Genomic DNA, 24,757 nt, shown 5'->3' on the forward strand with positions numbered 1-24,757 from the left:
CAGGATTTTTCTCTTTAATCAACCGGCTGTTTGTGTGAAGTGATTCACATCCGCCGTGTCGATGGAGGCGCATTATAGGGGGTCGTCTCAGGAAGACAAGCGGAAAAATGCATTTTTATCTCAACCGCTCATCTTTTAATCATAACGCTTATTTTTGCTGCTTTCTTATCGCCGATGGCAGGTCAGCAAGGCTATTTAACACCCAATCTGCCGCATTTTCTGCTTCGGGCGTAACGGGCTTACCGGTGCGTACCAATACTTTCGTACCAACATTTGCAGCTGCCGCCGCCTGCATATCTTCTATTTTGTCACCCACCATATAAGACGCGGCCATATCAATGTGCAGAAAATCACGCGCAGAGATAAGCATCCCCGGATGCGGTTTACGACAATCACACGCCTGACGGAACTCTTCTACGCTGCCCTGCGGATGATGCGGACAATAATAGATGCCATCCAGATCGACATCGCGGTCCGCCAGCGACCAGTCCATCCATTCGGTCAGCGTCTCGAACTGCGCTTCCGTAAATTTACCACGCGCAATACCAGACTGGTTTGTAACAACGACAAGCGCAAAGCCCATCTTTTTCAGTTCACGCATCGCGTCAATGACGCCTTCAATAAACTCGAACTCATCGATTTCATGTACGTAACCATGATCCACATTAATAGTGCCATCACGGTCGAGGAAAATTGCGGGTACGGACTTTGCCACCTTTTATAGCTCCTGAATAAGGCATGTGCCGTTAGTATCGCATGTTTCAGCGAGCAAGAAAGTGCTCATCATCGAAAGCCTGATTGATTTAGACGTCTGGATGCCTTAACATCCATTTTGTTGACGGCTTCGACCGTATCAGGCAGAAGAAAATGCCACGGCTAACTTAATTACGATAATAAATAATCAATGATTAAACTTTCGAATATCACCAAAGTGTTCCAACAGGGGACTCGCACCATTCAGGCGCTGAACAACGTCAGCCTGCATGTCCCTGCCGGACAAATTTATGGCGTTATTGGCGCCTCCGGCGCCGGTAAAAGCACACTCATTCGCTGTGTGAATCTGCTGGAACGTCCCACGGAAGGGAGCGTATTGGTTGGCGGCCAGGAGCTGACCACCCTTTCTGAATCTGAGTTGACGAAAGCCCGTCGCCAGATTGGCATGATTTTCCAGCATTTTAACCTGTTAGCTTCACGTACCGTTTTTGGCAACGTGGCGTTGCCGCTGGAACTGGACAATACGCCGAAAGACGAGATTAAACGCCGCGTCACAGAGCTGTTGGATCTGGTAGGGCTCGGCGATAAGCACGACAGCTACCCGGCCAACCTTTCCGGCGGTCAGAAACAGCGTGTGGCGATTGCTCGCGCATTAGCCAGCAATCCCAAAGTCCTGCTGTGCGACGAGGCCACCAGCGCACTCGATCCGGCAACGACCCGTTCGATTCTGGAACTGTTGAAAGATATTAACCGTCGCCTTGGCCTGACCATTCTTCTTATTACTCATGAGATGGATGTGGTTAAGCGCATTTGCGATTGTGTCGCAGTTATCAGTAACGGAGAACTGATTGAGCAGGATACGGTCAGCGAAGTGTTCTCCCATCCAAAAACGCCGCTGGCGCAGAAGTTTATCCAGTCCACGTTGCATCTGGATATCCCGGAAGATTATCTGGAACGTTTAAAAGCGGAGCCGTATGCGGACAGCGTCCCCATGCTGCGTATGGAATTTACCGGACAATCCGTAGACGCCCCGCTGCTGTCTGAGACGGCCCGCCGCTTCAATGTGAACAACAACATTATTAGCGCGCAGATGGATTACGCAGGCGGCGTGAAGTTCGGCATTATGCTGACGGAAATGCACGGCACGCAAGAAGAGACGCAAGCCGCAATTGCCTGGTTGCAGGAACACCATGTGAAAGTAGAGGTACTGGGTTATGTCTGAGGCGATGATGTGGTTACTGGCGCGCGGCGTCTGGGAAACGCTGGCAATGACTTTTGTATCCGGCTTTTTTGGTTTTGTTATTGGTCTGCCGGTTGGCGTACTGCTGTACGTTACGCGTCCAGGGCAAATTATTGAAAACGCGAAGCTCTACCGCACACTCTCTGCGGTCGTCAATATCTTCCGTTCTATCCCGTTCATTATCTTACTGGTATGGATGATTCCGTTTACCCGTGTGATTGTCGGCACCTCCATCGGTTTGCAGGCGGCGATTGTGCCGTTAACCGTCGGCGCCGCGCCGTTTATCGCCCGCATGGTGGAAAACGCATTGCTGGAAATCCCAACCGGATTGATCGAAGCCTCCCGTGCGATGGGGGCCACGCCGCTGCAAATCGTGCGTAAGGTGCTGCTGCCGGAAGCATTACCGGGTCTGGTCAATGCCGCAACCATTACCCTGATCACCCTGGTGGGCTACTCTGCTATGGGCGGCGCCGTTGGCGCTGGCGGACTCGGTCAGATTGGCTATCAGTATGGTTACATTGGCTACAATGCTACCGTGATGAATACGGTGCTGGTATTACTGGTCGTTCTGGTTTATTTAATTCAGTTATCCGGCGATCGCATCGTTCGGGCAGTGACGCACAAGTAACATTAAACACAACACAAATGACTCATTAAGGAAATAAGCATGGCGTTCAAATTTAAAACCTTTGCGGCAGTGGGAGCCCTGATTGGTTCTCTGGCACTTGTGGGTTGCGGCCAGGATGAAAAAGATCCGAACCACATCAAAGTGGGCGTGATTGTCGGCGCTGAACAACAGGTTGCGGAAGTCGCGCAAAAAGTAGCGAAAGAAAAATACGGTCTGGATGTTGAGCTGGTGACGTTCAACGACTACGTATTACCGAACGAAGCGTTAAGCAAAGGCGATATCGACGCGAACGCTTTCCAGCACAAGCCGTACCTGGATCAGCAGATCAAAGATCGCGGTTATAAGCTGGTTGCCGTTGGCAATACCTTTGTTTATCCGATTGCCGGTTATTCCAAAAAAATCAAATCACTTGATGAGCTACAGGATGGTTCTCAGGTAGCCGTACCAAACGATCCGACTAACCTTGGTCGTTCACTGCTGCTGTTGCAGAAAGTAGGATTAATCAAACTAAAAGATGGCGTTGGCCTGCTGCCGACCGTTCTGGACGTGACCGAAAACCCGAAGAACCTGAAAATTGTTGAGCTGGAAGCACCGCAACTGCCGCGCTCTCTGGACGATGCGCAAATTGCCCTGGCCGTGATTAACACCACTTACGCCAGCCAGATTGACCTGACGCCGGCAAAAGACGGTATCTTCGTGGAAGATAAAGATTCCCCGTACGTTAACCTGATCGTAACGCGTGAAGACAATAAAGACGCAGAGAACGTGAAGAAATTCGTTCAGGCTTATCAGTCTGACGAAGTCTACGAAGCCGCGAATAAAGTCTTCAACGGCGGTGCTGTTAAAGGCTGGTAATTTTTAGGCGGTTTCCACAATCTGTAATATCATTCAGGACGGGCGCTTGCCCGTCTTGTCATTTATGCAAGCTCCTGATTCAATATCTGACGATTAGATCATTCATTGAGGAAATATTATGCGTGCTTTACCGATCTGTTTATTGGCACTCATGCTGGGCGGTTGTTCCATGCTAAGCAGATCCCCTGTTGAACCCGTTCAAAGCACCGCAACCCCGCCAAAAGCGGAGTCGGAAAAACCGAAAGCGCCGCGTGCCGCACCGGTCCGAATTTACACCAACGCCGAAGAGTTAGTGGGTAAACCGTTCCGCGATCTTGGCGAAGTCAGCGGTGACTCCTGCCAGGCATCTAATCAGGATTCCCCGCCGAGCATCCCGACGGCACGTAAACGCATGCAGATTAACGCCTCTAAAATGAAGGCGAATGCTGTACTGTTGCACAGCTGCGAAGTCACCAGTGGAACGCCAGGCTGCTACCGTCAGGCTGTTTGCATCGGTTCCGCCCTTAACATCTCGGCTAAATGAGCAGTTTTCAGTTCGAGCAAATAGGCGTTATTCGCTCCCCCTATAAAGAAAAGTTCGCCGTCCCGCGCCAGCCAGGTCTGGTAAAAAGCGCCGACGGCGAACTGCATCTTGTTGCGCCCTATAATCAAGCCGATGCCGTTCGCGGTCTGGAAGCGTTCAGCCATTTATGGGTGATCTTCGTCTTTCATCAGACGATGGCGGGCGGATGGCGCCCGACGGTTCGCCCTCCCCGTCTCGGCGGCAATGCCCGGATGGGCGTCTTCGCGACCCGCTCCACCTTTCGCCCTAACCCTGTCGGCATGTCGCTGGTTGAATTGAAAGAGATTGTCTGTCAGAAAGATAAAGTCATCCTGAAGCTGGGCAGTCTGGATCTGGTTGATGGCACACCGGTTATTGATATCAAACCCTACCTGCCGTTTGCCGAGTCATTACCGGGCGCAACGGCCAGCTACGCGCAACAGGCGCCTGTGGCAGAGATGCACGTCAGCTTCACGGCCGACATTGACCAACAGCTTTCACGGCTTGAACAACGTTACCCGCAACTGAAAACATTTATCGGCGAAGTGCTGGCGCAAGATCCGCGTCCCGCCTATCGTAAAGGTGAAGAGACAGGTAAAACGTACGCCGTCTGGCTGCACGATTTCAACGTGCGCTGGCGCGTCACCGAAGAGGGTTTTGAAGTCTTTGCGCTGGAACCCCGCTAATTTCACGCCCTTCTCTTTTGACATCCCTTTCTCGCTGGTAAACTAAATCACTTTTTTTGTGTCAGGCTCGCGTTGAGCCTGTTCGATCGTCCAACTGGAACCGTAACAACATGCGTACTAGCCAATATCTGCTCTCCACTCTGAAGGAGACACCTGCCGACGCCGAGGTTATCAGCCATCAGCTGATGCTGCGCGCCGGGATGATCCGCAAGCTCGCCTCCGGGTTATATACCTGGCTGCCGACTGGCCTGCGCGTCCTGAAAAAAGTCGAAAACATCGTGCGTGAAGAGATGAATAACGCCGGTGCCATCGAGGTGTCAATGCCAGTGGTTCAGCCTGCTGACCTGTGGCAAGAGAGTGGTCGTTGGGAACAGTACGGCCCGGAACTGCTGCGTTTTGTTGACCGTGGCGAGCGTCCGTTCGTACTCGGCCCGACTCACGAAGAAGTTATCACCGACCTGATTCGTAACGAACTCAGCTCTTACAAACAGCTGCCGCTGAACTTCTTCCAGATCCAGACCAAATTCCGTGACGAAGTACGTCCGCGTTTCGGCGTAATGCGTTCCCGCGAGTTCCTGATGAAAGACGCCTACTCTTTCCATACCTCTCAGGAATCGCTACAGGAAACTTACGACGCGATGTATGCCGCTTACAGCAAAATCTTCAGCCGTATGGGCCTGGATTTCCGCGCGGTACAGGCAGACACGGGGTCTATCGGCGGTAACGCATCCCACGAGTTCCAGGTACTGGCGCAAAGCGGTGAAGATGATGTGATCTTCTCTGATTCTTCTGACTACGCGGCTAACATTGAGTTCGCCGAAGCCGTTGCGCCGAAAGCGCCGCGCGCGGCTGCCAGCCAGGAGATGACGCTGGTTGATACGCCAAATGCGAAAACCATCGCGGAGCTGGTTGAGCAGTTCAATCTGCCGATTGAGAAAACCGTCAAAACGCTGCTGGTGAAAGCGGTTGAAGGAAGCAGCTACCCGCTGGTTGCTCTGCTGGTACGTGGCGATCACGAACTGAATGAAGTGAAAGCGGAAAAACTGCCGCAGGTTGCCAGCCCACTGACCTTCGCCACAGAAGAAGAGATTCGTGCGCTGGTGAAAGCCGGCCCGGGTTCTCTCGGCCCGGTGAATATGCCGGTTCCGGTGGTGATCGACCGTACCGTTGCAGTAATGAGCGATTTCGCGGCAGGCGCCAACATCGACGGTAAGCACTACTTCGGCATCAACTGGGATCGCGATGTCGCGACGCCAGAAGTCGCTGATATCCGTAACGTCGTGGCAGGCGATCCAAGCCCGGACGGCCAGGGCACGCTGCTGATTAAACGCGGCATCGAAGTGGGTCATATCTTCCAGCTGGGCACCAAGTATTCCGAAGCGCTGAAAGCCTCCGTACAGGGTGAAGATGGTCGTAACCAGATCCTGACGATGGGTTGCTACGGTATCGGGGTAACGCGCGTGGTGGCGGCGGCGATTGAGCAGAACTACGACGAACGCGGTATTGTATGGCCTGACGCCATCGCGCCATTCCAGGTTGCCATTCTGCCGATGAATATGCACAAGTCCTTCCGGGTGCAGGAACTGGCGGAAAAACTGTACGGCGAACTGCGCGCACAAGGCATCGAAGTGCTGATGGATGACCGTAAAGAGCGTCCGGGCGTCATGTTCGCGGATATGGAACTGATCGGCATCCCGCACACTATCGTGCTGGGCGACCGTAACCTGGACAACGACGATATTGAATACAAATACCGTCGTAACGGCGAGAAGCAGTTGATTAAAACTGGCGAGATCGTCGATTTCCTGGTGAAAGCCATCAAAGGCTAAACACAAAAAACCCCGCATTAGCGGGGTTTTTTAATGTCCAGACGGGGTCGATACCGCAATTACTTGCTGGAACAATCCTGTCCAGGAACGAATTTAATCTCTTTATCGGCCACCAGCGTTTTTACCTGCGCGCCCGTATCCGGGTTGGCTTCCTGCGTAAAGTGACCTTCCACCGTTAATAATACCGGTTTTTCCGCAGCGCCTCGTGCCGCCAGATAATCACGTTCCAGCTGAGCATTGTTCGCCACCGGCATGCGTTTCCCGGTAGCGCAATCGGTAAAGGTCGCCGCATCCGCCATATAGAAATACATGCCGCGCACCGGCATTGGCGTTACGGGCAAACTGGCAGACACCGACTCAAGCGTGTAATTAAACTGCGACTCAATCGGATTACCTTCACGATCAAGCATTTCCAGAGCGTCGCCTTTCGCACGATAGTAAGACTTCTCGCCTTTGCTGTCGGTCAATACCAGTTTATCGGCTGTACGCGCCCAGGTGCCATACGAGGCAAACGAAGAGGGTTCTTCACGAACGCCCTGATAACGTTCATTCATCACCCATGTTCCATCTTTTTCCAGGAACAAAGAGGTTTCGATCCCTTCACAGTCTGCGCAAGGCAATACGCCACGCCAGCTTTGCTGCATCGGTTTTAATTCTGCCGTCTGCGTCAGCTGTAGCGCCTCCACTTCAGTACGATTATTACATCCGATCAAGGCAAAGAGCGTACATGCTGCCGCTACTGACAATATCGCTGTTTTCACCATAAATTCCTTATGAAATGTTATCCCCGCTCGTCACTCCTGAGGACGACGAACTCTACCGCGAAGCGCCTTCACTGTGGATTTTTGTGCCTTCGATGACAACCTGCGTTCTTTCGACGCGCGCGTAGGGCGGGTTGCCCGTCGGCTTTTTTGCACTGCGGTTAATTCTTTGATGACTGCCACCAGCCGGGCGATAGCCGCCTCCCGGTTGAGCTCCTGGCTGCGATACTCCTGCGCCTTGATAATAATGACGCCATCGCTGCTAATAAGATGATGGCTGGCAGCCAACAAACGTTCCTTATAATACTCTGGCAGGCCAGAGGCCCGAATGTCAAAGCGCAAATGGATAGCCGTTGAGGTCTTATTAACGTGCTGTCCACCCGCTCCCTGCGCACGAATGGCTGTGATTTCCAGCTCATTGTCGGGAATCGAGACATTTCGGGAGATGACAATCATGAAGGCTGTTGCCATGCAGTCAGATGAATTTCCAGATTATTCTGAGAATCCGACAGCCAGATGGCGCCATCCTGAATCGTTGCCTGTAACGTCATGGTTCGGCCGGCAAAATCACTCAGTTTCGCCAGTTGCTCATCATCCAGATACCACACAGACAGGTTAGCGTACTGCGCGCATTTACTCTGGTTCTGCTGCCACCAGATTTGCGCGGCACGACTATTATAGGCAAACAGCGCAACCTCCGCAGCCTGGGTACAGGCTTTCTTAATGCGGCGCTCATCCGGCAGCCCCAGCTCAACCCATAAATCAATCCCCAGATGGTCGTTACGCAGCCATGCTTCAGGCTCATCTTCTGCACTCAGACCACGCGTGAACTGTAGGCGCTCATCGGCATATTTAATCCAGGCCAGCAGGCGCAACATCATGCGCTCCTGCGTTTCAGAAGGGTGACGCGCCAGCGTCAATGCCGCGTCAAGAAACTGGTTGCGGTCAAGATCCGCCACATTGACTACGGCTTTATAAATCGTCGCTTTAAGCGCCATGAGAGAACTCCTTTCGAATCAGGGACACATTGTAGCGAAATCTGCGTCAAAAGGCTGTTAACGGATGTCGTATACCTGCGCCGTCAACCTGCTGATATTGCCTGGATGGGTATGTTATAGTCACCTTGCTAAACAGAGTTTATCTTCGTAGGCTTAGACTTGCATCCACGGTTAAGTCAGAGTGCTGACAGGAGGGCATGTGGAAAAATATTGTGAGTTAATACGCAAGCGGTATGCGGAAATCGCCAGCGGAGACTTAGGGTATGTCCCGGATGCGCTGGGTTGTGTATTGAAAGTGCTTAATGAAGTGGCAGCAGACGATGCCCTTTCAGAGTCGGTCAGGGAAAAGGCGGCATATGCTGCCGCGAACTTACTGGTGAGCGATTATGTCAATGAATGAAACGTATCAACCCATCAACTGCGATGATTACGACAATCTTGAGCTCGCCTGCCAGCATCATCTGTTACTGACGCTGGAACTTAAGGATGGAGAAGTTTTACAGGCGAAAGCCAACGATCTGGTGTCGCGCAAAAACGTGGAATATCTGATCGCGGATGTCGCCGGTGAAACACGCGAGCTGCGTCTGGACAAAATTACCAGCTTCAGTCATCCACAAATCGGTACTGTAATCGTCAGCGAATCCTGATTCTTTTGTTGCCGGATGGCGGTGCAAGCACCTTATCCGGCCTACTTTCCATGCGATACGTAGGCCTGATAAGCGCGGCGCCATCAGGCATTACGCGATGACGACGTCTCTTCCTTCCATTCCAGCCTGACGCCTGCTCCCTCCTCCGCCAGACCATCACAGGTAACAAAAATACCTGCGGCAGCAATCAACGTCTCGCCATAAAACAGCAGCGGCGTGGTATCCCGCCGCCAGGGCGGTACGCCCAGCTCCTGCCAGATTTTCTTTAGCTTACGCCCGCCATTGCGCCCGACAATATGCAGTAACCCAGATGCCTTAAAGCGTATGCTAACCGGCTCGTCGGCACGCGGCATGCGCAGGTCGCCTCCTGGAACGAGCCGCACCGTCCCAAGTCCAACGGGCAGCGATAACGGTGTTTGCCACGATGACCACGGGATCACCGTCGCGCTTTGGCCGGTAACGGATTTTATCCACCATAGCTGTGACTGATAACGGCGAATGTCGTACTCGCCAAAGCGCAAACAGGGAGCGGCGTCCTCACGCGCCAGCGCCACCTCCTGCCAGATACGTTCCAGCCCGTCGCGGGAAGGCATCGGCGCATGCTTCGCGGCCAGCCAGCGGCGCAATAGCGCAGCACGTCGCGGGCCGCTCATCGCCATTAACGGCGCTAACTGCAATGCTCCATCAGCGGTGATACAGCCCGCTAAATCCTCTGCCAGAAGCTCATCCAGCAGGCGCTCCTGTTCTGCGCAAAGCGCGGCGCTACGGGCAGTCGCTTCAGCAAAATGCGGCCAGCGTTGTTGCAGCAGCGGCAGCACCCTAAGGCGCAGGAAATTACGATCGTAGGCATCATCCTGATTGCTTTCATCCTCAATCCAGCGCAGCGCATAGCGTTTTGCCCACTGCTCCAGCGCCGCACGGGTTTCCCCAAGTAGCGGGCGGATCAGCTGCGTTCCGGCAAACGACGAGCGTTCCCCCATAGCGGACAATCCCGCCGGGCCGCTGCCGCGCTTCAACGCCAGCAGAAACGTTTCACATTGATCGTCAAGATGCTGGGCCGTGACCAGGACTTCACCGGGATGCAGCACCTGCGCAAAGGCCGCGTATCGCGCCTGGCGCGCCTGAGCCTCAATACCCAGCCCCTCATCCTGAAGCTGCACTCGTCGGACAACCAGCGGCACCTGCCACTGCTGGCACACTGTCTCGCAATGCGTCACCCAGCTATCGGCATGGGAGCTTAACCCATGATGAATATGGATGGCGCGCAGCGTGACATCAGGCTGCTGTTCTCGCCATTGCACCAGTTGATGCAGCAGTACGGTAGAATCCAGCCCACCGCTAAAGGCCACCAGAATCTGGCGGTATGGCAGGAGTGAGGCGTTCAGGGTGAGTGTTGTCATGATCATTGCTTAACTGTGGCACTGCCCGGCACGTTACCGGGCAGAAACCGTGATGACAAGCTTTACTGCTCATACAGTTCGAGCGGCAGTCCGTCTGGATCGTTGAAAAAGGTAAAACGTTTATTCGTAAACGGGTCAACGCGAACCGGCTCGCATTTAACGTTGTTCGCCTCCAGATGCGCTACCGCTTTGTCTACGTCTTCCACGCTGAACGCCAGATGCCGCAGACCGCAGGCCTCCGGTCGGCTCGGTCGCGCAGGCGGGAAGGGAAAAGAAAAAAGCTCAATCACATATTGCCCGTTTAACGCCAGGTCGCCTTTCCAGGAATCACGTTCTTCCCGGTACGCTTCACTCAACAGCGTGAAGCCCAGTACGTCACAATAAAACGTTTTGCTCGCCGCATAATTCGTCGCAATAATCGCAATATGGTGAACCTGTTTTAATCCCAGCATAGCGTCTCCTTAATGTGTTATCAGCACGTTACCCGCCTTGCCGTCGCGAGGGCAAGCCATCATGCCGTTTTTAAGACTCTCACTCGGTAAACGCCATCCTCATCCTGTTTTGCGCCATGAATATCGGTCTCAAAGCCAGGGTAATGGTGGCCGATGGAACACAGCATCAGCAGAAAATCGAGTACCGCACGGCTCGCTTCGGTGATCATCTCCCCCGGCATCAGCAACGGCACGCCAGGCGGATACGGCAGCACCATACTGGCGGAAATACGCCCCACCAGTTGATCAATCGCGATGGTCTCCACTTCGCCTTTTATCTGCCTCTGCCAGGCCTGATGCGGCGTCATTTTCATTTCGGGCAATGTGTCGAACGCCCGTAGCATCAACCCGGAAAGATCGTGCTGGCGGATCAGTTTATGGATACCCTGCGCCAGATCCTGAATCCGCATATTACGATAAAAATCTGGATCTTCGGCGTACAGATCCGGCAGCATATTTTTAACGCGCAGATTAAGATCGTAAGCGCGTTTAAACTCCGTCAGGCCGCGCAGCAACCCCATCGCCCGGGTTTTATCAATACCAATACTGAACAGGAACAGCAGGTTATAAGGCCCGGTTTTTTCTACCACCACGCCGCGCTCATCAAGGAACTTCGCCACCAGCGCGGCGGGAATCCCCTCCTCGCTCATGTTGCCCTGCTCATCCATACCGGGCGTCAAAATGGTGACTTTCACCGGATCGAGAAACATATGGTCGGCATCCGCATCGGTAAAACCGTGCCACTCCTCGCCGGGCGCAACGGGCCAGCATTCCGCTTCATCCACCTCTTCCGGTTGCCAGATATCAAAGAACCAGCCTTCTGACTCTTCGCGCAGCCGCTGTACCTCTTTGCGAAAATGAAGCGCCCGCTCCACGGAGCGATTGATCAATCGTTTACCCGGATTGCCACGCAGCATTGCCGCAGCCGTCTCAATCGACGCCACAATGGGGTAGCTTGGCGATGTTGAGGTGTGCATCATAAACGCTTCATTAAAGGTATCTTCATCGTAATCCCCTTTAATGTGAATAAGCGATGCCTGAGACAGCGCCGCCAGCATTTTATGCGTCGACTGCGTTTCGAAGATGACTTTTCCCGGCACCCGCTCGCCGCTCATCCCGCTTTTCCCCTGATAAATCGGGTGAAAATGGGTATAGGGCACCCAGGCCGAGTCGAAATGGATCGAAGGGACATCCAGCGTTTGTTTAATCCAGTTGGTGTTGTACAGCAGGCCGTCATAGGTCGAGTTGGTGATAACCGCATGTACCGGCCACTGCGCCTGCGCCGTCTCCGAAACCTTATGTTCAATACTCTCACGCGTAAATTCACGCTTAGGAATGCCCCCCAGAATACCGAGTGCGTTGCGCGTGGGTTTCAGCCAGATGGGCACCACATCGCTCATCATCAACAGGTGCGCGAGAGATTTATGGCAGTTACGGTCAATCAGCAGCGTGCTGCCCGACGGCGCCGCGTACATGCCGACAATTTTGTTCGATGTGGAGGTGCCGTTGGTCACCATATAACTCTGCTCGGCGCCGAAGGTGCGGGCAATATACTCTTCCGCCTCCAGGTGCGGCCCGGTATGGTCCAGCAGCGACCCCAGTTCGGTCACGGAAATAGACACATCCGCTTTTAGCGTATTCCCCCCGAAGAAGTCATAAAACAGACAGCCAATCGGGCTTTTCTGGTAAGCGGTTCCCGCCATATGCCCCGGCGTGCAAAAGGTGTATTTTCCCTCTTTCACATAGGTAAACAGCGCCCGGGTGAACGGCGGCGTGATGTTATCAAGGTATTCATTCGTATACTGGCGGATGCGCGTCGCAATATCTTCTGACTGGCCGAGCGCGTATTCAAAAAACCACAGTGCCATACGCATATCATGCACGCTGACATCCATCGTCGAATGCGTATTGATAAACGCATACAACGGCAGGTATTCATTTAGCTGGTTGATATCGCTACACAAATCGAGGCTGTACTCATCCCAGTCAAAAATGACGCCACAGATTCGCGGATTGTGTTCAATGAATTTCAGCAGGTCGACGCTATTTTGCGGCCAGATAATCTGAAACCCCTGCGACTGTAGGGCAAGCTCAAGTTCCTTGATGGGTTCGTCTTTATAAAAAACGCCATGCGGCCCCATGATGGCAATGATATTCATGCGTTCCTCCTGGAAAAACCTTAGCTAATCATAGCCTGGTCAAACCGCAGATAAAAAAAAGGGCCACAAAATGTGACCCTTTTTACTCCATGTCCGATAAGCGCAAGCGCCATCGGGCATTGATGATATTTACGCGTAGCCGTAGCTCATCAGGCGCTGATAACGACGGTTTTTCAAATCGTCTTTGCTCAACACGTCGAGATCGGCGAGATCGGCCAGCAGTTGCGCTTTCAGAGAAGCCGCCATCGCTTCCGGGTTACGGTGCGCGCCACCCAGCGGTTCCTGAATGATGGAATCAATCAGCTTCAGCTCTTTCAGGCGCGGCGCGATAATACCCATCGCTTCGGCAGCCAGCGGCGCTTTGTCCGCGCTTTTCCACAGAATGGACGCACAACCTTCCGGGGAGATAACGGAATAGGTGCTGTACTGCAACATATTCACTTTATCGCCCACGCCAATCGCCAGCGCGCCGCCGGAACCCCCTTCGCCGATAACGGTACAAATCACCGGTACGCTCAGGCGTGACATTTCACGCAGGTTACGGGCGATCGCTTCAGACTGACCGCGTTCTTCCGCCCCCACGCCAGGGTAAGCGCCTGGGGTGTCGATAAAGGTAATGATCGGCATGTTGAAACGCTCAGCCATTTCCATCAGACGCAGCGCTTTGCGGTACCCTTCAGGTGCCGGCATGCCGAAGTTACGACGGATTTTCTCTTTCGTTTCACGGCCTTTCTGATGACCAATAATCATCACTGGACGACCATCCAGACGCGCGATGCCGCCGACGATAGCTTTATCATCCGCATAGGCGCGATCGCCCGCCAGTTCGTCAAATTCATCAAACGCCAGGCGAACATAATCCAGGGTGTATGGACGTTGCGGATGGCGCGCCAGTTGAGCAACCTGCCATGCGCCAAGATCGGCAAAGATTTTGCGCGTCAGTTCTACGCTTTTTTCACGCAGACGATGCACTTCTTCATCGATATTAATATCCAGTTTCTCGTCCTGGCGGCTTACCGCTGTCAGAGAATCGATTTTCGCTTCCAGCTCTGCAATCGGCTGTTCAAAATCAAGGAAATTCAGACTCATAGTATTCCTGTATTAGTCAAACTCCAGTTCCACCTGCTCCGAACCAATGAGGCCACGGAGATCGTTTAGCAAACGATCGCTCGGAGAGACACGCCACGTCGCGCCAAAACGCAACCGCGCGCGTGCATCCGCCCTCTGATAGTAGAGATGTACTGGAATTGTCCCCGAGCGGTGGGGTTCCAGAGACTGACGGAGTCGGTTTAAAAGCTGGTCATCAATTTGCCTGTCCGTCAGCGAGATAGCAAGCCCGCGAGCATATTTTTCCCGGGCTTCGTCAATATCCATGACTTCACGGGCCATCATTTTAAGCCCGCCGCTGAAGTCATCAAAGCTGACCTGTCCGCTGACGATAAGTATGCGGTCTTTTTCCAGCAATTGCTGATATTTATCCAGAGCGTCGGTAAACAGCATAACTTCCAGACGTCCAGAGCGGTCATCCAGCGTACAGATGCCGATACGATTGCCGCGCTTGGTGACCATAACCCTTGCAGCAATCACGAGCCCCGCAGCCGTGGTGACTTTACCACGTTCTGTCGGATGCATGTCTTTCAGCCGGTAGCCTCCGACATAGCGCTCAATTTCTTTTAAATACTGATTGATAGGGTGCCCCGTCAGGTAAAGCCCCAACGTTTCACGTTCCCCGTCCAGCACCACCTGTTCCGGCCACGGCTGGCAGCTGGCATAGGATTGTTCAATTTGTTCCGGCTCTTCCGCCAGTACGCCAAACATATCCGCCTGCCCGATCGCTTCCGCTTTGGCATGCTGATCGGCGGCTTTCAGCGCGTCGCCCAGCGAGTTCATCAGCGCGGCGCGGTGCGGCCCAAGGCGGTCAAACGCCCCGGACATAATCAGTTTTTCCAGTACCCGGCGGTTGAGCTTTTTCGTGTCCGTGCGGGCACATAAATCAAACAGTTCGCGGAAGTAACCGTCTTTATTGCGCGCCTCGATGATAGCTTCAATCGGGCCTTCACCCACGCCTTTGATCGCGCCGATGCCGTAAACAATTTCGCCATCGTCGTTAACGTGGAAGTGATACAGCCCTGAATTGATATCCGGCGGCAGGATTTTAAGCCCCATGCGCCAGCATTCATCCACCAGACCGACCACTTTTTCGGTGTTGTCCATATCGGCGGTCATTACCGCCGCCATAAACTCTGCCGGGTAGTGCGCTTTCAGCCACAGCGTCTGGTAAGACACCAGCGCATAGGCGGCGGAGTGCGATTTGTTAAACCCGTACCCGGCGAACTTTTCCACCAGGTCGAAGATTTTTATCGCCAGTTCGCCGTCGATACCGTTCTTTCTGGCGCCCTCTTCAAAGACGGAACGTTGTTTCGCCATCTCTTCCGGCTTTTTCTTACCCATCGCACGACGCAGCATATCCGCGCCGCCAAGGGTGTAACCGGAAAGCACCTGGGCAATCTGCATAACCTGTTCCTGGTACAGGATGATGCCGTAGGTCGGCTCCAGTACGGGTTTCAGGCTTTCATGCTGCCATTGCACGTCTGGATAGGAAATCTCTTCACGGCCATGCTTACGGTCGATGAAGTTATCCACCATGCCCGACTGCAACGGGCCGGGGCGGAACAACGCCACCAGCGCGATCATATCTTCGAAGCAGTCAGGTTGCAGACGCTTAATCAGATCTTTCATGCCGCGGGATTCAAGCTGGAAGACCGCCGTGGTTTCCGAGCGTTGCAGCATGTCGAAGCTTTTCTTGTCATCCAGCGGGATCGCCGCGATATCCAACGGCGGTTCGCCATTCTTCTCGCGGCGGGCGTTGATCATCTCCAGCGCCCAGTTAATGATGGTGAGCGTGCGCAGCCCCAGGAAGTCGAATTTGACCAGCCCTGCGTATTCCACGTCGTTTTTATCAAACTGCGTTACCGGGTGCTGACCGGCCTCATCACAGTACAGCGGCGCAAAATCGGTGATTTTGGTCGGCGCGATAACCACGCCACCGGCGTGCTTACCGGCGTTACGCGTGACGCCTTCCAGCTTGCGCGCCATATCGATCAGCGCTTTAACTTCCTCATCCGCCTCGTAAATTTCCGGCAGTTGCGGTTCCGCCTCAAACGCTTTCGCCAGCGTCATGCCCGGGTCAGGCGGCACCAGCTTCGAGATACGATCCACGAAACCGTACGGATGCCCCAGCACGCGCCCCACGTCGCGGATAACCGCTTTCGCCGCCATCGTACCGAAGGTAATAATCTGAGATACCGCATCGCGGCCGTACATATCCGCTACGTGTTCGATAACCTGGTCGCGTTTCTCCATACAGAAGTCAACGTCGAAGTCAGGCATGGAGACACGTTCCGGGTTAAGGAAACGTTCGAACAGCAGGTCGAATTCCAGCGGATCAAGGTCGGTAATTTTCAGCGCATAGGCCACCAGCGACCCCGCACCGGAACCGCGCCCCGGCCCTACCGGTACGCCGTTATCTTTCGACCACTGGATAAACTCCATCACGATGAGGAAGTAGCCTGGGAACCCCATCTGGTTAATAACCTGAAGTTCAATGTCCAGACGTTCGTCATAGGGGGGACGCTTCTCTTTACGCACCGCTTCGTCAGGGAACAGGAATTCGAGACGTTCTTCCAGACCTTCTTTCGATTTCTTGACCAGGAAGTCTTCGGTGGTCATGTCCCCCGTCGGAAACTGCGGCAGGAAGTATTCGCCCAGACGGACGGTCACGTTACAGCGTTTGGCAATCTCAACGCTGTTTTCCAGCGCTTCCGGGATGTCGGAGAACAGTTCGCACATCTCGTCTTCGCTACGCATATATTGCTGTGGCGAATAGTTACGCGGGCGTTTAGGATCGTCGAGCGTAAAACCATCGTGAATAGCCACGCGGATTTCGTGCGCGTCAAAGTCCTCGCTGTTAATAAAGCGGACATCATTCGTTGCGACAACCGGCAAGCCACGCGTTTCCGCCAGCTCAACCGCCGCATGCAGATACGTTTCCTCATCCTGCCGACCCGTGCGGATCAGCTCCAGATAGTAGCGGTCGGAGAAATGTTCTTCATAGAAGGCGACGCATTCGTCCACTAGCGCACTGTTGCCGCGCAACAAACTGCGGCCCACATCGCCCATCCGGCCACCGGAAAGCAAAATCAGACCGTCTTTTAATTCAGTCAGCCATTCCCTGTCGATCACCGGCCCTTCTGCGCCGTAGCCACGCTGATAGGCTTTTGAGATCAACAGAGTAAGATTCTGATAGCCCGTATTATTTGCCGCCAGCACGGTCAACTGGCAAAGTTCATCTCCCAGCGGAGTGCCGCGAACATGGAAATCAGCGCCGACAATGGGCTTAATCCCTGCGCCGTGGCCCGTTCCGTAGAACTTCACCAGACCGCAAAGGTTGGTAAAATCGGTGATCGCCAGCGCAGGCATGCCTAACGCGGCCGCCTTTTTTACCAGCGGCCCGGTTTTCGCCAGCCCATCGATCATGGAGTAGTCGCTGTGCACCCGCAGGTGGACGAAACGTGGTTCAGACATCTTCAGATTCCCGTTTACTTAATCTCGACACAAGAATCAGGACGCAAGTCCCAGGGCGCGTTTGACAGGAGCAAAACTACGTCGATGATGCTCCGTCGCACCATGTTCAGCAAGCGCCGCCAGATGAAAAGCGGTCGGATACCCTTTGTGCTGGGCAAAACCATACTGTGGGAAAATACCGTCCAGCGCCGCCATTTCGGCATCGCGCGTCACTTTCGCAATAATAGATGCCGCGCTGATCTCGGCCACACGGCTGTCGCCTTTCACCACCGCCATAGAGGGCACGGGCAGTGCCGGACAGCGGTTGCCGTCAATCAGCACATATTCCGGCGCAATATGCAAACCGGCAACGGCGCGCTGCATCGCCAGCATCGTGGCGTGCAAAATATTTAGCTCATCAATTTCATGAGGTTCCGCGCGTCCCAGACTCCAGCTTAACGCTTTTTCTTTGATTTCATCATACAGCGCCAGACGGCGCTTTTCTGAGAGCTTCTTGGAATCATTGAGACCCACGATTGGGCGAGCCGGATCGAGGATCACAGCGGCCGTCACCACCGCGCCGACCAGCGGGCCGCGTCCAACTTCATCCACACCCGCGACCAACTGCGTATGCGGATAAACAAATTCGATCATTGTGCTAACTCCAGGACAGCGTCCGCCGCTTGCTCATCGGCATTGCAACGGATTTGCTGGTGCAACTCGCGGAAGGTGTCATGCATCGCATGGCTGGTTTTGCCATTCGCCAGCAGCGGCAGCAAGGCCTCTGCAAGCGCATGCGGCTCACACTCTTCCTGCAACAGCTCTTTGACTAATTCTCTTCCCGCCAGCAGATTAGGCAGCGAAACATAATCGGTCTTTACCAGGCGCTTCGCCAGCCAGAAGGTAAAGGGTTTCATCCGATACCCCACCACCATCGGGCATTTCGCCAGCATACACTCCAGCGCCGCCGTACCAGACGCCAGCAATGCGGCGTCGCTGGCCACCATCGCTTCACGTCCCATTCCGTCGAGCAGATGCACGGAAAGCTCCGGCGCAACCTCAGCTTTAATGCGCTCAAACTGCTCGCGGCGTTTGGCGTTCACCAGCGGTACGACAACTTCAAGGTCAGGATAGGTCTGACGCAGCAGCTGCGCGGTTTTCAGGAAATCCGCGCTGAGCATCTCCACTTCCGCGCCACGGCTACCGGGCAGTAGCGCCAGGCAGTGTGCATCATGCGAGATTCCCAGCACATCACGCGCGGCGTTTTTATCCGGGTCCAGCGGCATAGCGTCCGCCATCGTATGCCCGATAAAACGGCATGGCACGTTAAACTTGTCGTAAAACGCTTTTTCGAAAGGCAGAAAAGCCAGCACCATATTGGTGGATCTGCCTATTTTGAAAACGCGTTTCTGTCGCCACGCCCAGACGGACGGACTGACATAATGGATGGTTTTTATGCCCTGCTTTTTCAGGTTGCCTTCAAGGGTGATATTGAAGTCCGGCGCATCAATGCCGACAAAAACATCCGGCTGAAGCTCGGTAAAGCGGCGGGTCAAATCGGCACGAATATGCAATAAGCGACGCAGGCGACCAAGCACTTCAACAATGCCCATTACCGCCAGCTCTTCCATCTCATACCAGGCTTCGCAGCCTTCAGCCTGCATACGCGGCCCCGCCACGCCGACGAAACGCGCGTTGGGCACACGCGTCTTCAGCGCGCGAATTAAGCCTGCACCAAGAATATCGCCGGAGGTTTCTCCGGCGACCAGGGCTATCGTTAAGGGACGCTGTTCCGCCATTAACGAATCAGACCGCGCGTTGAGCGGGCAAAGAAATCGCTAAAGAGTTGCACTTCCGGGTACTGCTTCGCCAGTTCGGCAATTTCCGGTTTAGCTTCATCCAGCGTTTTGCCGCTGCGGTACAACGCTTTGTAAGCGTTGCGGATCGCGGTGATCGCTTCGCGGGTGAAACCGCGACGCTTCAGCCCTTCGATGTTGACGCCAAACGGCGTCGCGTGATTGCCCTGAGCAATAACGTACGGCGGAACGTCCTGGGCAACGCCAGAACAGCCGCCAACCATCACATGCGCGCCAATGGTGCAGAACTGGTGCACTGCGGTCATGCCGCCGATGATGACAAAATCATCCAGCGAAACGTGGCCCGCAAGCGTAGCGTTATTGGCCAGAATACAGCGGTTGCCTACTGTACAATCGTGCGCCACATGGGCATTGATCATCAGTAAGTTATCGCTGCCCACCTTCGTCAACCCACCACCCTGCACTGTGCCACGATGAATGGTGACGCTTTCGCGAATGCGGTTACGATCGCCAATTTCCACACGGGTCGGCTCGCCAGCATATTTCAGATCCTGGTTTACTTCACCGATGGAGGCGAACTGATAAATCTCGTTATCGCGACCAATTTTTGTATGGCCATTCACGACAACGTGAGACTTCAGTACGGTACCCTCACCAATTTCGACATGGGGTCCAACAATACAAAAAGGACCAATATGAACATTAGCGCCAATACAGGCGCCGTCTTCCACAATGGCGGTTGGATGAATAAAGGCGGATTTATCAATCACGTATCAGGCCTCCCGGCTACGAGCACACATCATGGTTGCTTCGCACACAACTTTGCCATCGACCAGAGCAACCCCTTTAAAGCGGGTCAGGCCACGGCGCGTTTTCTCGAAAGTCACTTCCATGATCATCTGATCGCCAGGCACGACAGGACGCTTAAAGCGCGCTTCGTCAATACCCGCGAAGTAATACAGTTCACCCGGCTCCAGTTTTCCAACGCTTTTAAACGCCAGAATCCCTGTTGCCTGCGCCATCGCTTCCAGAATCAGCACACCCGGAAAAATCGGTTTACCCGGGAAATGGCCCTGGAAGAAAGGCTCATTTACGGAGACATTCTTCACTGCGCGCAGAAAACGACCTTCTTCAAAGTCCAGCACACGGTCAACCAGCAAAAACGGAAAACGGTGCGGCAGAAGTTCTAAAATCTCTTCAATATGCAGAGTATGAGTGTTAGTAGTCAAAATACTCTTCCTGTCCAAATATACTAAAAGGCAATAATAACACGGCCTGCCGCAATCATATGAATGTGACAGGCCGTAAAAGGATGGCACTACAGGTGGAACGCTAGTCTTGTTGATTAACCTTGCGCTCAATCGCTTTGAGACGCTTGCTCATATCATCAATGTTCATCACCAGTGCAGCGGTTTTACGCCATACTTTGTTAGGCTGCAACGGAATGCCTGAAGAATAGACGCCAGGCTCAGTGATAGGACGCATGACCATCCCCATACCCGTCACCGTGACTTTATCGCATATTTCCATATGCCCGTTAATCACGCTGGCCCCGCCAATCATGCAGTAACGGCCAATCTTCAGGCTGCCCGCCATAATGACGCCACCGGCAACCGCCGTATTGTCGCCAATCACAACGTTATGTGCAATCTGGCACTGGTTATCAATGATAACGCCGTTGCCGATCACAGTGTCATCCAGCGCGCCACGGTCAATCGTCGTACAGGCGCCGATCTCAACACGATCGCCAATAATGACGCGACCAAGCTGCGGGATCTTCACCCAGTTACCCCGATCGTTAGCGTAACCAAAACCGTCTGCGCCGACGACAGTGCTCGACTGGATCAGGCAATTCTCACCGATCTGAATGTCGTGGTAAATCGTTACATTCGCCCACAGACGCGAACCTGCACCGATTTTTGTGTTTTTCCCGACGAAGCAACCTGCGCCGATAATCACGTTATCGCCCAGTTCTACGCCAGACTCAATGACCGCATTCGCGCCAACTGAAACATTGTTACCCAGCATCGCTGTCGCATCGATCGCTGCACTCGGTGCAATATTCTGCGCTGGCTGCGGCGTGGTATCTAAAATTTGCGCCATTCGCGCATACGTCAGGTAGGGGTTCTTCACTACCAGCGCTGCACTCTTAGCAAAAGGAAGATCGTCCTGCGTCATGACAACGGCAGAAGCCTGGCATACGCCTAAGTGTTCACGGTATTTAGGATTCACCATGAACGTGATGTGGCCTGTTTGCGCAGATTGCATGGACGCAACGCCGGTGATGACGATATCGCCATCACCGTGTAATTCTGCATCCAACTGCTCTGCTAAATCAGCCAGTCGAATTGAAGGCATTACTTATTTAACCTGTTTCAGTACGTCAGCAGTGATGTCTTTCACGTCGCTGCTGTTATAAGCAACGGTGTTGGCATCAACGACCAGATCGATGCTCTGGCTGTTAGCAACGGATTTCACAGCAGTCTGGATACGGGTAACCAGTTTGCCACGCTCTTCGTTGGAACGACGCGCGCGATCCTGTTCAAAAGCCTGGGCTTTCTGAGAGAAAGTCTGGCGTTGAGCCATCACGTCTTTTTCCAGCTTAGTACGTTCGCTACCTGCTTTCATGGACTGCAAACGCTGCATTTTAGATTGCAGATCGGTTTCCATACGCTGCAATTCGCTGGCACGGCCTTTGAACTCGTTTTCCAGCGTGTTAGAAACACCCGTCTTCTGTGCGACCTGTTGGAACAGGCTACCCATATTAACGATCGCAATTTTGTCAGCAGCCTGTGCGGACGTTACCATCGCTAAACCGAGACCTGCAGCTAATAACCACTTTTTCACAATAAACTCCTTACCATCCCATTTGTGCCCGCAGGCACAGTTCTTTGCGTGGCCAGGCGATCTCAGACGAGATCGCCAAAAGTCATCGCTACACTACCATTACATTCCTTTGCACAGAACAATTACCAGGTCTTACCAATGTTAAACTGGAACTGTTCCGATTTGTCTCCATCGTACTTTTTGAACGGCTGGGCGTAGGAGAAGACCAACGGCCCCAATGGGGACATCCATTGTAATGCGATACCAGCAGACATACGGATATTACTCGGATCGCTGTAGTCCGGGTAACCGGCATACGCGTTCGAATCCCAGTTCGTATCCCAGACAGTACCTACGTCCCAGAAGAAGGAGGTACGAACCGAGTTAGCGTACTTGTCGCTAATAAACGGCGTCGGGGTGATGAATTCGAGGCTGGCGACAGCCATAGCGTTACCGCCTACTGCGTCATCAGACTTACATGGCGCAGTTTCAGTGCTCTTACAATCGTTATCGTAGTCGTCATCACCGTCATGACGGCTGCTCGCCGGGTAGTACACCGCTTTTGGACCGATAGTATTGGACTGGAAGCCACGCACAGTGCTTGAGCCACCGGCATAGAAGTTCTCATAGAACGGCATCTCTTTGCCGCCAATACCGTCACCATAACCCCAACGAGTACGACCCAGAACCACCCATTTGTGATCGTCATCGATCGGCACATAGGTCGCGGTATCCAGCGTCGCTTTGTAGTATTCGTTATCAGAGCCCGGGATGGTCACTTTACCATTCAGGTTGACACGCGTACCTTCCGTCGGGAAGAAGCCACGGTCCAGCTTGTTATAAGTCCAACCGTAGTTGAAGGTGAAGTCGTTAGCACTGAATGAGTTGCGGTCATTCGTATTGGACGGATATTCACCCATCGAGTTCAGGTAACGCCACATGGCAACCTGCGGCTGCATGTTGGACAAGGAGTTATGTACATAACCTAAACCTGCACGCAGCGTGTTGTACTCGTTAATCGGGAAGCCCAGCGTAACGTCTGTACCATAACTTTTGTTGGTATAGTCGGACAGATCCGCATCATCTGCCTGGAAGTCATTATAGAAGATACGGCCGCCGAGGCTGACGCCATCAACGGTGAAGTATGGGTTAGTGACAGACAGTTCAGTATAGGTCTGGTAGTCGTTTTTGGTCCCGTTAATACCCACGGAATAACCCGTACCTAACCAGTTATCCTGCTGAACGCCCGCCTGGAAGCTCACGCCGCTTTCTGTGCCGTAACCAATACCGAAGTTAAAGCTACCGGTGTTACGCTCTTTCACTTTATAGACGACGTCAACCTGGTCCGGGCTGCCCGGAACGCGCTGCGTGTCGGTATCGACGGTTTCGAAGTAACCCAGACGGTTCAGACGCTCTTTACCCTGATCGACCAGATCGCTGCCTAACCATGCCCCTTCCATCTGGCGCATTTCGCGGCGCAGGACGGAATCTTTCGAGGTGTCGTTGCCTTCAAAACGGATCTTACGCACGTAGAAACGGTTACCCGCATCAACGTTCACACGTAATTTAACGGTTTTGTCGGCATCGTTGATTTCAGGCTGCGACTGCACGCGCGGGTAGGCATAGCCATAACGACCAAGAAGTTTCTTGATGTCGTCTTCCATTTTGGTCACTTTGGTGCCGTTATAGAGTTCACCTGGTTCGATCTTCGTCAGGTTCTCAATCTCGGCGGAGTGTCCAGCCAGGTTACCGCTCACCTGCACACCGGAAAGCTTGTACTGATCGCCTTCGGTGATATTAACGGTGATGTAGATGCCTTTCTTATCCGGCGTCAGGCTGACCTGCGTCGAATCGATGTTGAAACGGGCATAACCGCGATCCAGATAGTAGCTGCGCAGCGTCTCAAGGTCGCCAGCCAGTTTCTGTTTCTGGTATTTACGATCGCCCACGACGTTCCACCACGGCACTTCGTCGCGCAGTTGGAAGTGAGAAATGAGTTCGTCAGTGCTGAAGGCATGGTTGCCGACGATATTGATCTGTTGGATCTTCGCCGATACACCCTCCTGGAACACCAGTTTGAGGTCCACACGGTTACGCGGCAACGGCGTGACGACCGCTTTTACGCTGGCGCTGTATTTACCAACGCTGTAGTAGAAGTCTTCCAGTCCTTTTTCGATATCAGAGAGCGTGGTGCGATCCAGTGATTCGCCAACACGCACGCCAGACGCCTCAAGGTTCTGCTTCAGCATGTCATCTTTCACCGATTTGTTACCGGAGAAAGTGATGCTGGCAATCGTCGGACGTTCTTTTACCTGAACCAGAAGCGTATCACCATCGCGCAGGACGCGGACATCCTCGAAGTTGCCAGTGGCGAACAGAGCACGAATGGTATTACTGATATCTTCATCATTAACCGTGTCGCCTGTGCGCACCGGCATACTGAGGAGGGCCGCACCAACGGCGACTCGCTGTAGGCCTTCGAAATGAATGTCCTTCACCACGAACCCTTCAGCACCGTATACGGTGGCGCTGCTAAACAGCAGCGACGCTATGAGCAACTTTTTCATCGCCATCGTTATTATGCGTTCTTCCTAACTAACTC

At 53.6% G+C, this 24,757-nt stretch carries 24 protein-coding genes; 8 read left to right on the forward strand and 16 right to left on the reverse strand.

What is annotated here, in order from left to right; all coding sequences use genetic code 11:
• Positions 1-148 precede the first annotated feature (148 nt).
• Positions 149-715, reverse strand: coding sequence for a D-glycero-beta-D-manno-heptose 1,7-bisphosphate 7-phosphatase (gene gmhB / locus OGV79_RS00005; RefSeq protein ID WP_047458784.1), 567 nt, complete (start codon positions 713-715; stop codon positions 149-151).
• Positions 716-904: 189 nt separating this feature from the next.
• Between gmhB and metN the strand changes: the two genes are divergently transcribed.
• From metN to proS, 6 genes are all read left to right on the forward strand, one after another.
• On the forward strand, positions 905-1,936 hold the full coding sequence (metN, locus tag OGV79_RS00010; protein WP_012133957.1) for a methionine ABC transporter ATP-binding protein MetN: 1,032 nt from the start codon (positions 905-907) through the stop codon (positions 1,934-1,936).
• On the forward strand, positions 1,929-2,582 hold the full coding sequence (locus OGV79_RS00015; protein WP_012133958.1) for a methionine ABC transporter permease MetI: 654 nt from the start codon (positions 1,929-1,931) through the stop codon (positions 2,580-2,582). Before metN ends, OGV79_RS00015 begins: the two co-directional genes overlap by 8 nt.
• Before the next feature lie 39 nt (positions 2,583-2,621).
• Complete coding sequence (metQ, locus tag OGV79_RS00020) at positions 2,622-3,437, forward strand: methionine ABC transporter substrate-binding lipoprotein MetQ (protein ID WP_012133959.1); 816 nt, start codon at positions 2,622-2,624, stop codon at positions 3,435-3,437.
• Positions 3,438-3,555: 118 nt separating this feature from the next.
• Positions 3,556-3,960, forward strand: coding sequence for an envelope stress sensor lipoprotein RcsF (rcsF, locus tag OGV79_RS00025; RefSeq protein ID WP_012133960.1), 405 nt, complete (start codon positions 3,556-3,558; stop codon positions 3,958-3,960).
• Complete coding sequence (gene tsaA, locus OGV79_RS00030) at positions 3,957-4,664, forward strand: tRNA (N6-threonylcarbamoyladenosine(37)-N6)-methyltransferase TrmO (protein WP_286466624.1); 708 nt, start codon at positions 3,957-3,959, stop codon at positions 4,662-4,664. Before rcsF ends, tsaA begins: the two co-directional genes overlap by 4 nt.
• A gap of 110 nt (positions 4,665-4,774) precedes the next feature.
• Positions 4,775-6,493, forward strand: a complete 1,719-nt coding sequence (gene proS / locus OGV79_RS00035) for a proline--tRNA ligase (RefSeq protein WP_012133963.1) — start codon at positions 4,775-4,777, stop codon at positions 6,491-6,493.
• A gap of 59 nt (positions 6,494-6,552) precedes the next feature.
• Here the strand turns inward: proS and nlpE are convergent, their stop codons facing one another.
• The 3 genes from nlpE to OGV79_RS00050 are packed head-to-tail and all read right to left on the reverse strand — an operon-like array spanning position 6,553 to position 8,252.
• A complete protein-coding gene (nlpE, locus tag OGV79_RS00040) occupies positions 6,553-7,257 on the reverse strand; it encodes an envelope stress response activation lipoprotein NlpE (RefSeq protein WP_286466626.1) in 705 nt (234 codons plus the stop codon).
• Between the two features lie 30 nt (positions 7,258-7,287).
• Complete coding sequence (gene arfB / locus OGV79_RS00045) at positions 7,288-7,710, reverse strand: alternative ribosome rescue aminoacyl-tRNA hydrolase ArfB (RefSeq protein ID WP_012133965.1); 423 nt, start codon at positions 7,708-7,710, stop codon at positions 7,288-7,290.
• Positions 7,707-8,252 (reverse strand): YaeQ family protein, encoded by a 546-nt coding sequence (locus OGV79_RS00050; protein ID WP_047458789.1) that lies wholly within the window; start codon positions 8,250-8,252, stop codon positions 7,707-7,709. The genes arfB and OGV79_RS00050 overlap by 4 nt, the downstream gene beginning before the upstream one ends.
• Before the next feature lie 199 nt (positions 8,253-8,451).
• On the opposite strand from OGV79_RS00050, the gene OGV79_RS00055 reads away from it, so the two are divergent.
• The gene (locus OGV79_RS00055) at positions 8,452-8,652 is read left to right on the forward strand and encodes a YaeP family protein (protein ID WP_012133967.1); all 201 of its coding nucleotides are present in this window, start codon (positions 8,452-8,454) and stop codon (positions 8,650-8,652) included.
• Positions 8,639-8,899: a Rho-binding antiterminator gene (gene rof / locus OGV79_RS00060; RefSeq protein ID WP_024130681.1), complete on the forward strand. Its 261-nt coding sequence runs from the start codon at positions 8,639-8,641 to the stop codon at positions 8,897-8,899. Before OGV79_RS00055 ends, rof begins: the two co-directional genes overlap by 14 nt.
• Before the next feature lie 83 nt (positions 8,900-8,982).
• Here rof and tilS read toward each other — a convergent pair whose 3' ends face one another.
• From tilS to bamA, 12 genes are all read right to left on the reverse strand, one after another.
• The gene (tilS, locus tag OGV79_RS00065; protein WP_248623363.1) at positions 8,983-10,299 is read right to left on the reverse strand and encodes a tRNA lysidine(34) synthetase TilS; all 1,317 of its coding nucleotides are present in this window, start codon (positions 10,297-10,299) and stop codon (positions 8,983-8,985) included.
• Between the two features lie 62 nt (positions 10,300-10,361).
• Positions 10,362-10,751 (reverse strand): VOC family protein, encoded by a 390-nt coding sequence (locus OGV79_RS00070; RefSeq protein ID WP_199976536.1) that lies wholly within the window; start codon positions 10,749-10,751, stop codon positions 10,362-10,364.
• Between the two features lie 59 nt (positions 10,752-10,810).
• Entirely contained in the window at positions 10,811-12,949 is a 2,139-nt protein-coding gene (gene ldcC, locus OGV79_RS00075; protein ID WP_199976532.1) for a lysine decarboxylase LdcC, read from the reverse strand.
• A 129-nt stretch (positions 12,950-13,078) separates the two neighbouring features.
• Positions 13,079-14,038 carry an acetyl-CoA carboxylase carboxyl transferase subunit alpha gene (accA, locus tag OGV79_RS00080; protein WP_012133972.1) on the reverse strand — a complete coding sequence of 320 codons (960 nt, stop codon included), beginning with the start codon at positions 14,036-14,038 and terminating at the stop codon, positions 13,079-13,081.
• Positions 14,039-14,050: 12 nt separating this feature from the next.
• A complete protein-coding gene (gene dnaE, locus OGV79_RS00085) occupies positions 14,051-17,533 on the reverse strand; it encodes a DNA polymerase III subunit alpha (RefSeq protein ID WP_024130683.1) in 3,483 nt (1,160 codons plus the stop codon).
• Between the two features lie 36 nt (positions 17,534-17,569).
• Positions 17,570-18,166, reverse strand: a complete 597-nt coding sequence (rnhB, locus tag OGV79_RS00090) for a ribonuclease HII (RefSeq protein ID WP_012133974.1) — start codon at positions 18,164-18,166, stop codon at positions 17,570-17,572.
• Positions 18,163-19,311, reverse strand: a complete 1,149-nt coding sequence (gene lpxB / locus OGV79_RS00095; protein WP_047458808.1) for a lipid-A-disaccharide synthase — start codon at positions 19,309-19,311, stop codon at positions 18,163-18,165. The genes rnhB and lpxB overlap by 4 nt, the downstream gene beginning before the upstream one ends.
• Positions 19,311-20,099 carry an acyl-ACP--UDP-N-acetylglucosamine O-acyltransferase gene (gene lpxA, locus OGV79_RS00100; RefSeq protein ID WP_024130684.1) on the reverse strand — a complete coding sequence of 263 codons (789 nt, stop codon included), beginning with the start codon at positions 20,097-20,099 and terminating at the stop codon, positions 19,311-19,313. The genes lpxB and lpxA overlap by 1 nt, the downstream gene beginning before the upstream one ends.
• Positions 20,100-20,102: 3 nt before the next feature.
• Complete coding sequence (gene fabZ / locus OGV79_RS00105; protein ID WP_003018528.1) at positions 20,103-20,558, reverse strand: 3-hydroxyacyl-ACP dehydratase FabZ; 456 nt, start codon at positions 20,556-20,558, stop codon at positions 20,103-20,105.
• Positions 20,559-20,661: 103 nt separating this feature from the next.
• Complete coding sequence (gene lpxD, locus OGV79_RS00110; RefSeq protein ID WP_114847936.1) at positions 20,662-21,687, reverse strand: UDP-3-O-(3-hydroxymyristoyl)glucosamine N-acyltransferase; 1,026 nt, start codon at positions 21,685-21,687, stop codon at positions 20,662-20,664.
• Between the two features lie 3 nt (positions 21,688-21,690).
• Positions 21,691-22,176, reverse strand: coding sequence for a molecular chaperone Skp (gene skp / locus OGV79_RS00115; RefSeq protein ID WP_024130685.1), 486 nt, complete (start codon positions 22,174-22,176; stop codon positions 21,691-21,693).
• A 122-nt stretch (positions 22,177-22,298) separates the two neighbouring features.
• The gene (gene bamA / locus OGV79_RS00120; protein ID WP_012133980.1) at positions 22,299-24,728 is read right to left on the reverse strand and encodes an outer membrane protein assembly factor BamA; all 2,430 of its coding nucleotides are present in this window, start codon (positions 24,726-24,728) and stop codon (positions 22,299-22,301) included.
• Between the last annotated feature and the right edge of the window lie 29 nt (positions 24,729-24,757).

This window comes from Citrobacter sp. CK185 (assembly GCF_030333565.1).
In the GTDB taxonomy this organism is placed as follows: Bacteria; Pseudomonadota; Gammaproteobacteria; order Enterobacterales; family Enterobacteriaceae; genus Citrobacter_B; species Citrobacter_B koseri.

Excerpts from the sequence above, each read along its gene's own strand:
- metN (WP_012133957.1), top strand. The coding sequence starts at position 905 with ATGATTAAACTTTCGAATATCACCAAAGTGTTCCAACAGGGGACTCGC.
- OGV79_RS00015 (WP_012133958.1), top strand. The coding sequence starts at position 1,929 with ATGTCTGAGGCGATGATGTGGTTACTGGCGCGCGGCGTCTGGGAAACG.
- metQ (WP_012133959.1), top strand. The coding sequence starts at position 2,622 with ATGGCGTTCAAATTTAAAACCTTTGCGGCAGTGGGAGCCCTGATTGGT.
- rcsF (WP_012133960.1), top strand. The coding sequence starts at position 3,556 with ATGCGTGCTTTACCGATCTGTTTATTGGCACTCATGCTGGGCGGTTGT.
- tsaA (WP_286466624.1), top strand. The coding sequence starts at position 3,957 with ATGAGCAGTTTTCAGTTCGAGCAAATAGGCGTTATTCGCTCCCCCTAT.
- proS (WP_012133963.1), top strand. The coding sequence starts at position 4,775 with ATGCGTACTAGCCAATATCTGCTCTCCACTCTGAAGGAGACACCTGCC.
- nlpE (WP_286466626.1), bottom strand. The coding sequence starts at position 7,257 with ATGGTGAAAACAGCGATATTGTCAGTAGCGGCAGCATGTACGCTCTTT.
- arfB (WP_012133965.1), bottom strand. The coding sequence starts at position 7,710 with ATGATTGTCATCTCCCGAAATGTCTCGATTCCCGACAATGAGCTGGAA.
- OGV79_RS00050 (WP_047458789.1), bottom strand. The coding sequence starts at position 8,252 with ATGGCGCTTAAAGCGACGATTTATAAAGCCGTAGTCAATGTGGCGGAT.
- rof (WP_024130681.1), top strand. The coding sequence starts at position 8,639 with ATGTCAATGAATGAAACGTATCAACCCATCAACTGCGATGATTACGAC.
- tilS (WP_248623363.1), bottom strand. The coding sequence starts at position 10,299 with ATGACAACACTCACCCTGAACGCCTCACTCCTGCCATACCGCCAGATT.
- OGV79_RS00070 (WP_199976536.1), bottom strand. The coding sequence starts at position 10,751 with ATGCTGGGATTAAAACAGGTTCACCATATTGCGATTATTGCGACGAAT.
- ldcC (WP_199976532.1), bottom strand. The coding sequence starts at position 12,949 with ATGAATATCATTGCCATCATGGGGCCGCATGGCGTTTTTTATAAAGAC.
- accA (WP_012133972.1), bottom strand. The coding sequence starts at position 14,038 with ATGAGTCTGAATTTCCTTGATTTTGAACAGCCGATTGCAGAGCTGGAA.
- dnaE (WP_024130683.1), bottom strand. The coding sequence starts at position 17,533 with ATGTCTGAACCACGTTTCGTCCACCTGCGGGTGCACAGCGACTACTCC.
- rnhB (WP_012133974.1), bottom strand. The coding sequence starts at position 18,166 with ATGATCGAATTTGTTTATCCGCATACGCAGTTGGTCGCGGGTGTGGAT.
- lpxB (WP_047458808.1), bottom strand. The coding sequence starts at position 19,311 with ATGGCGGAACAGCGTCCCTTAACGATAGCCCTGGTCGCCGGAGAAACC.
- lpxD (WP_114847936.1), bottom strand. The coding sequence starts at position 21,687 with ATGCCTTCAATTCGACTGGCTGATTTAGCAGAGCAGTTGGATGCAGAA.
- bamA (WP_012133980.1), bottom strand. The coding sequence starts at position 24,728 with ATGGCGATGAAAAAGTTGCTCATAGCGTCGCTGCTGTTTAGCAGCGCC.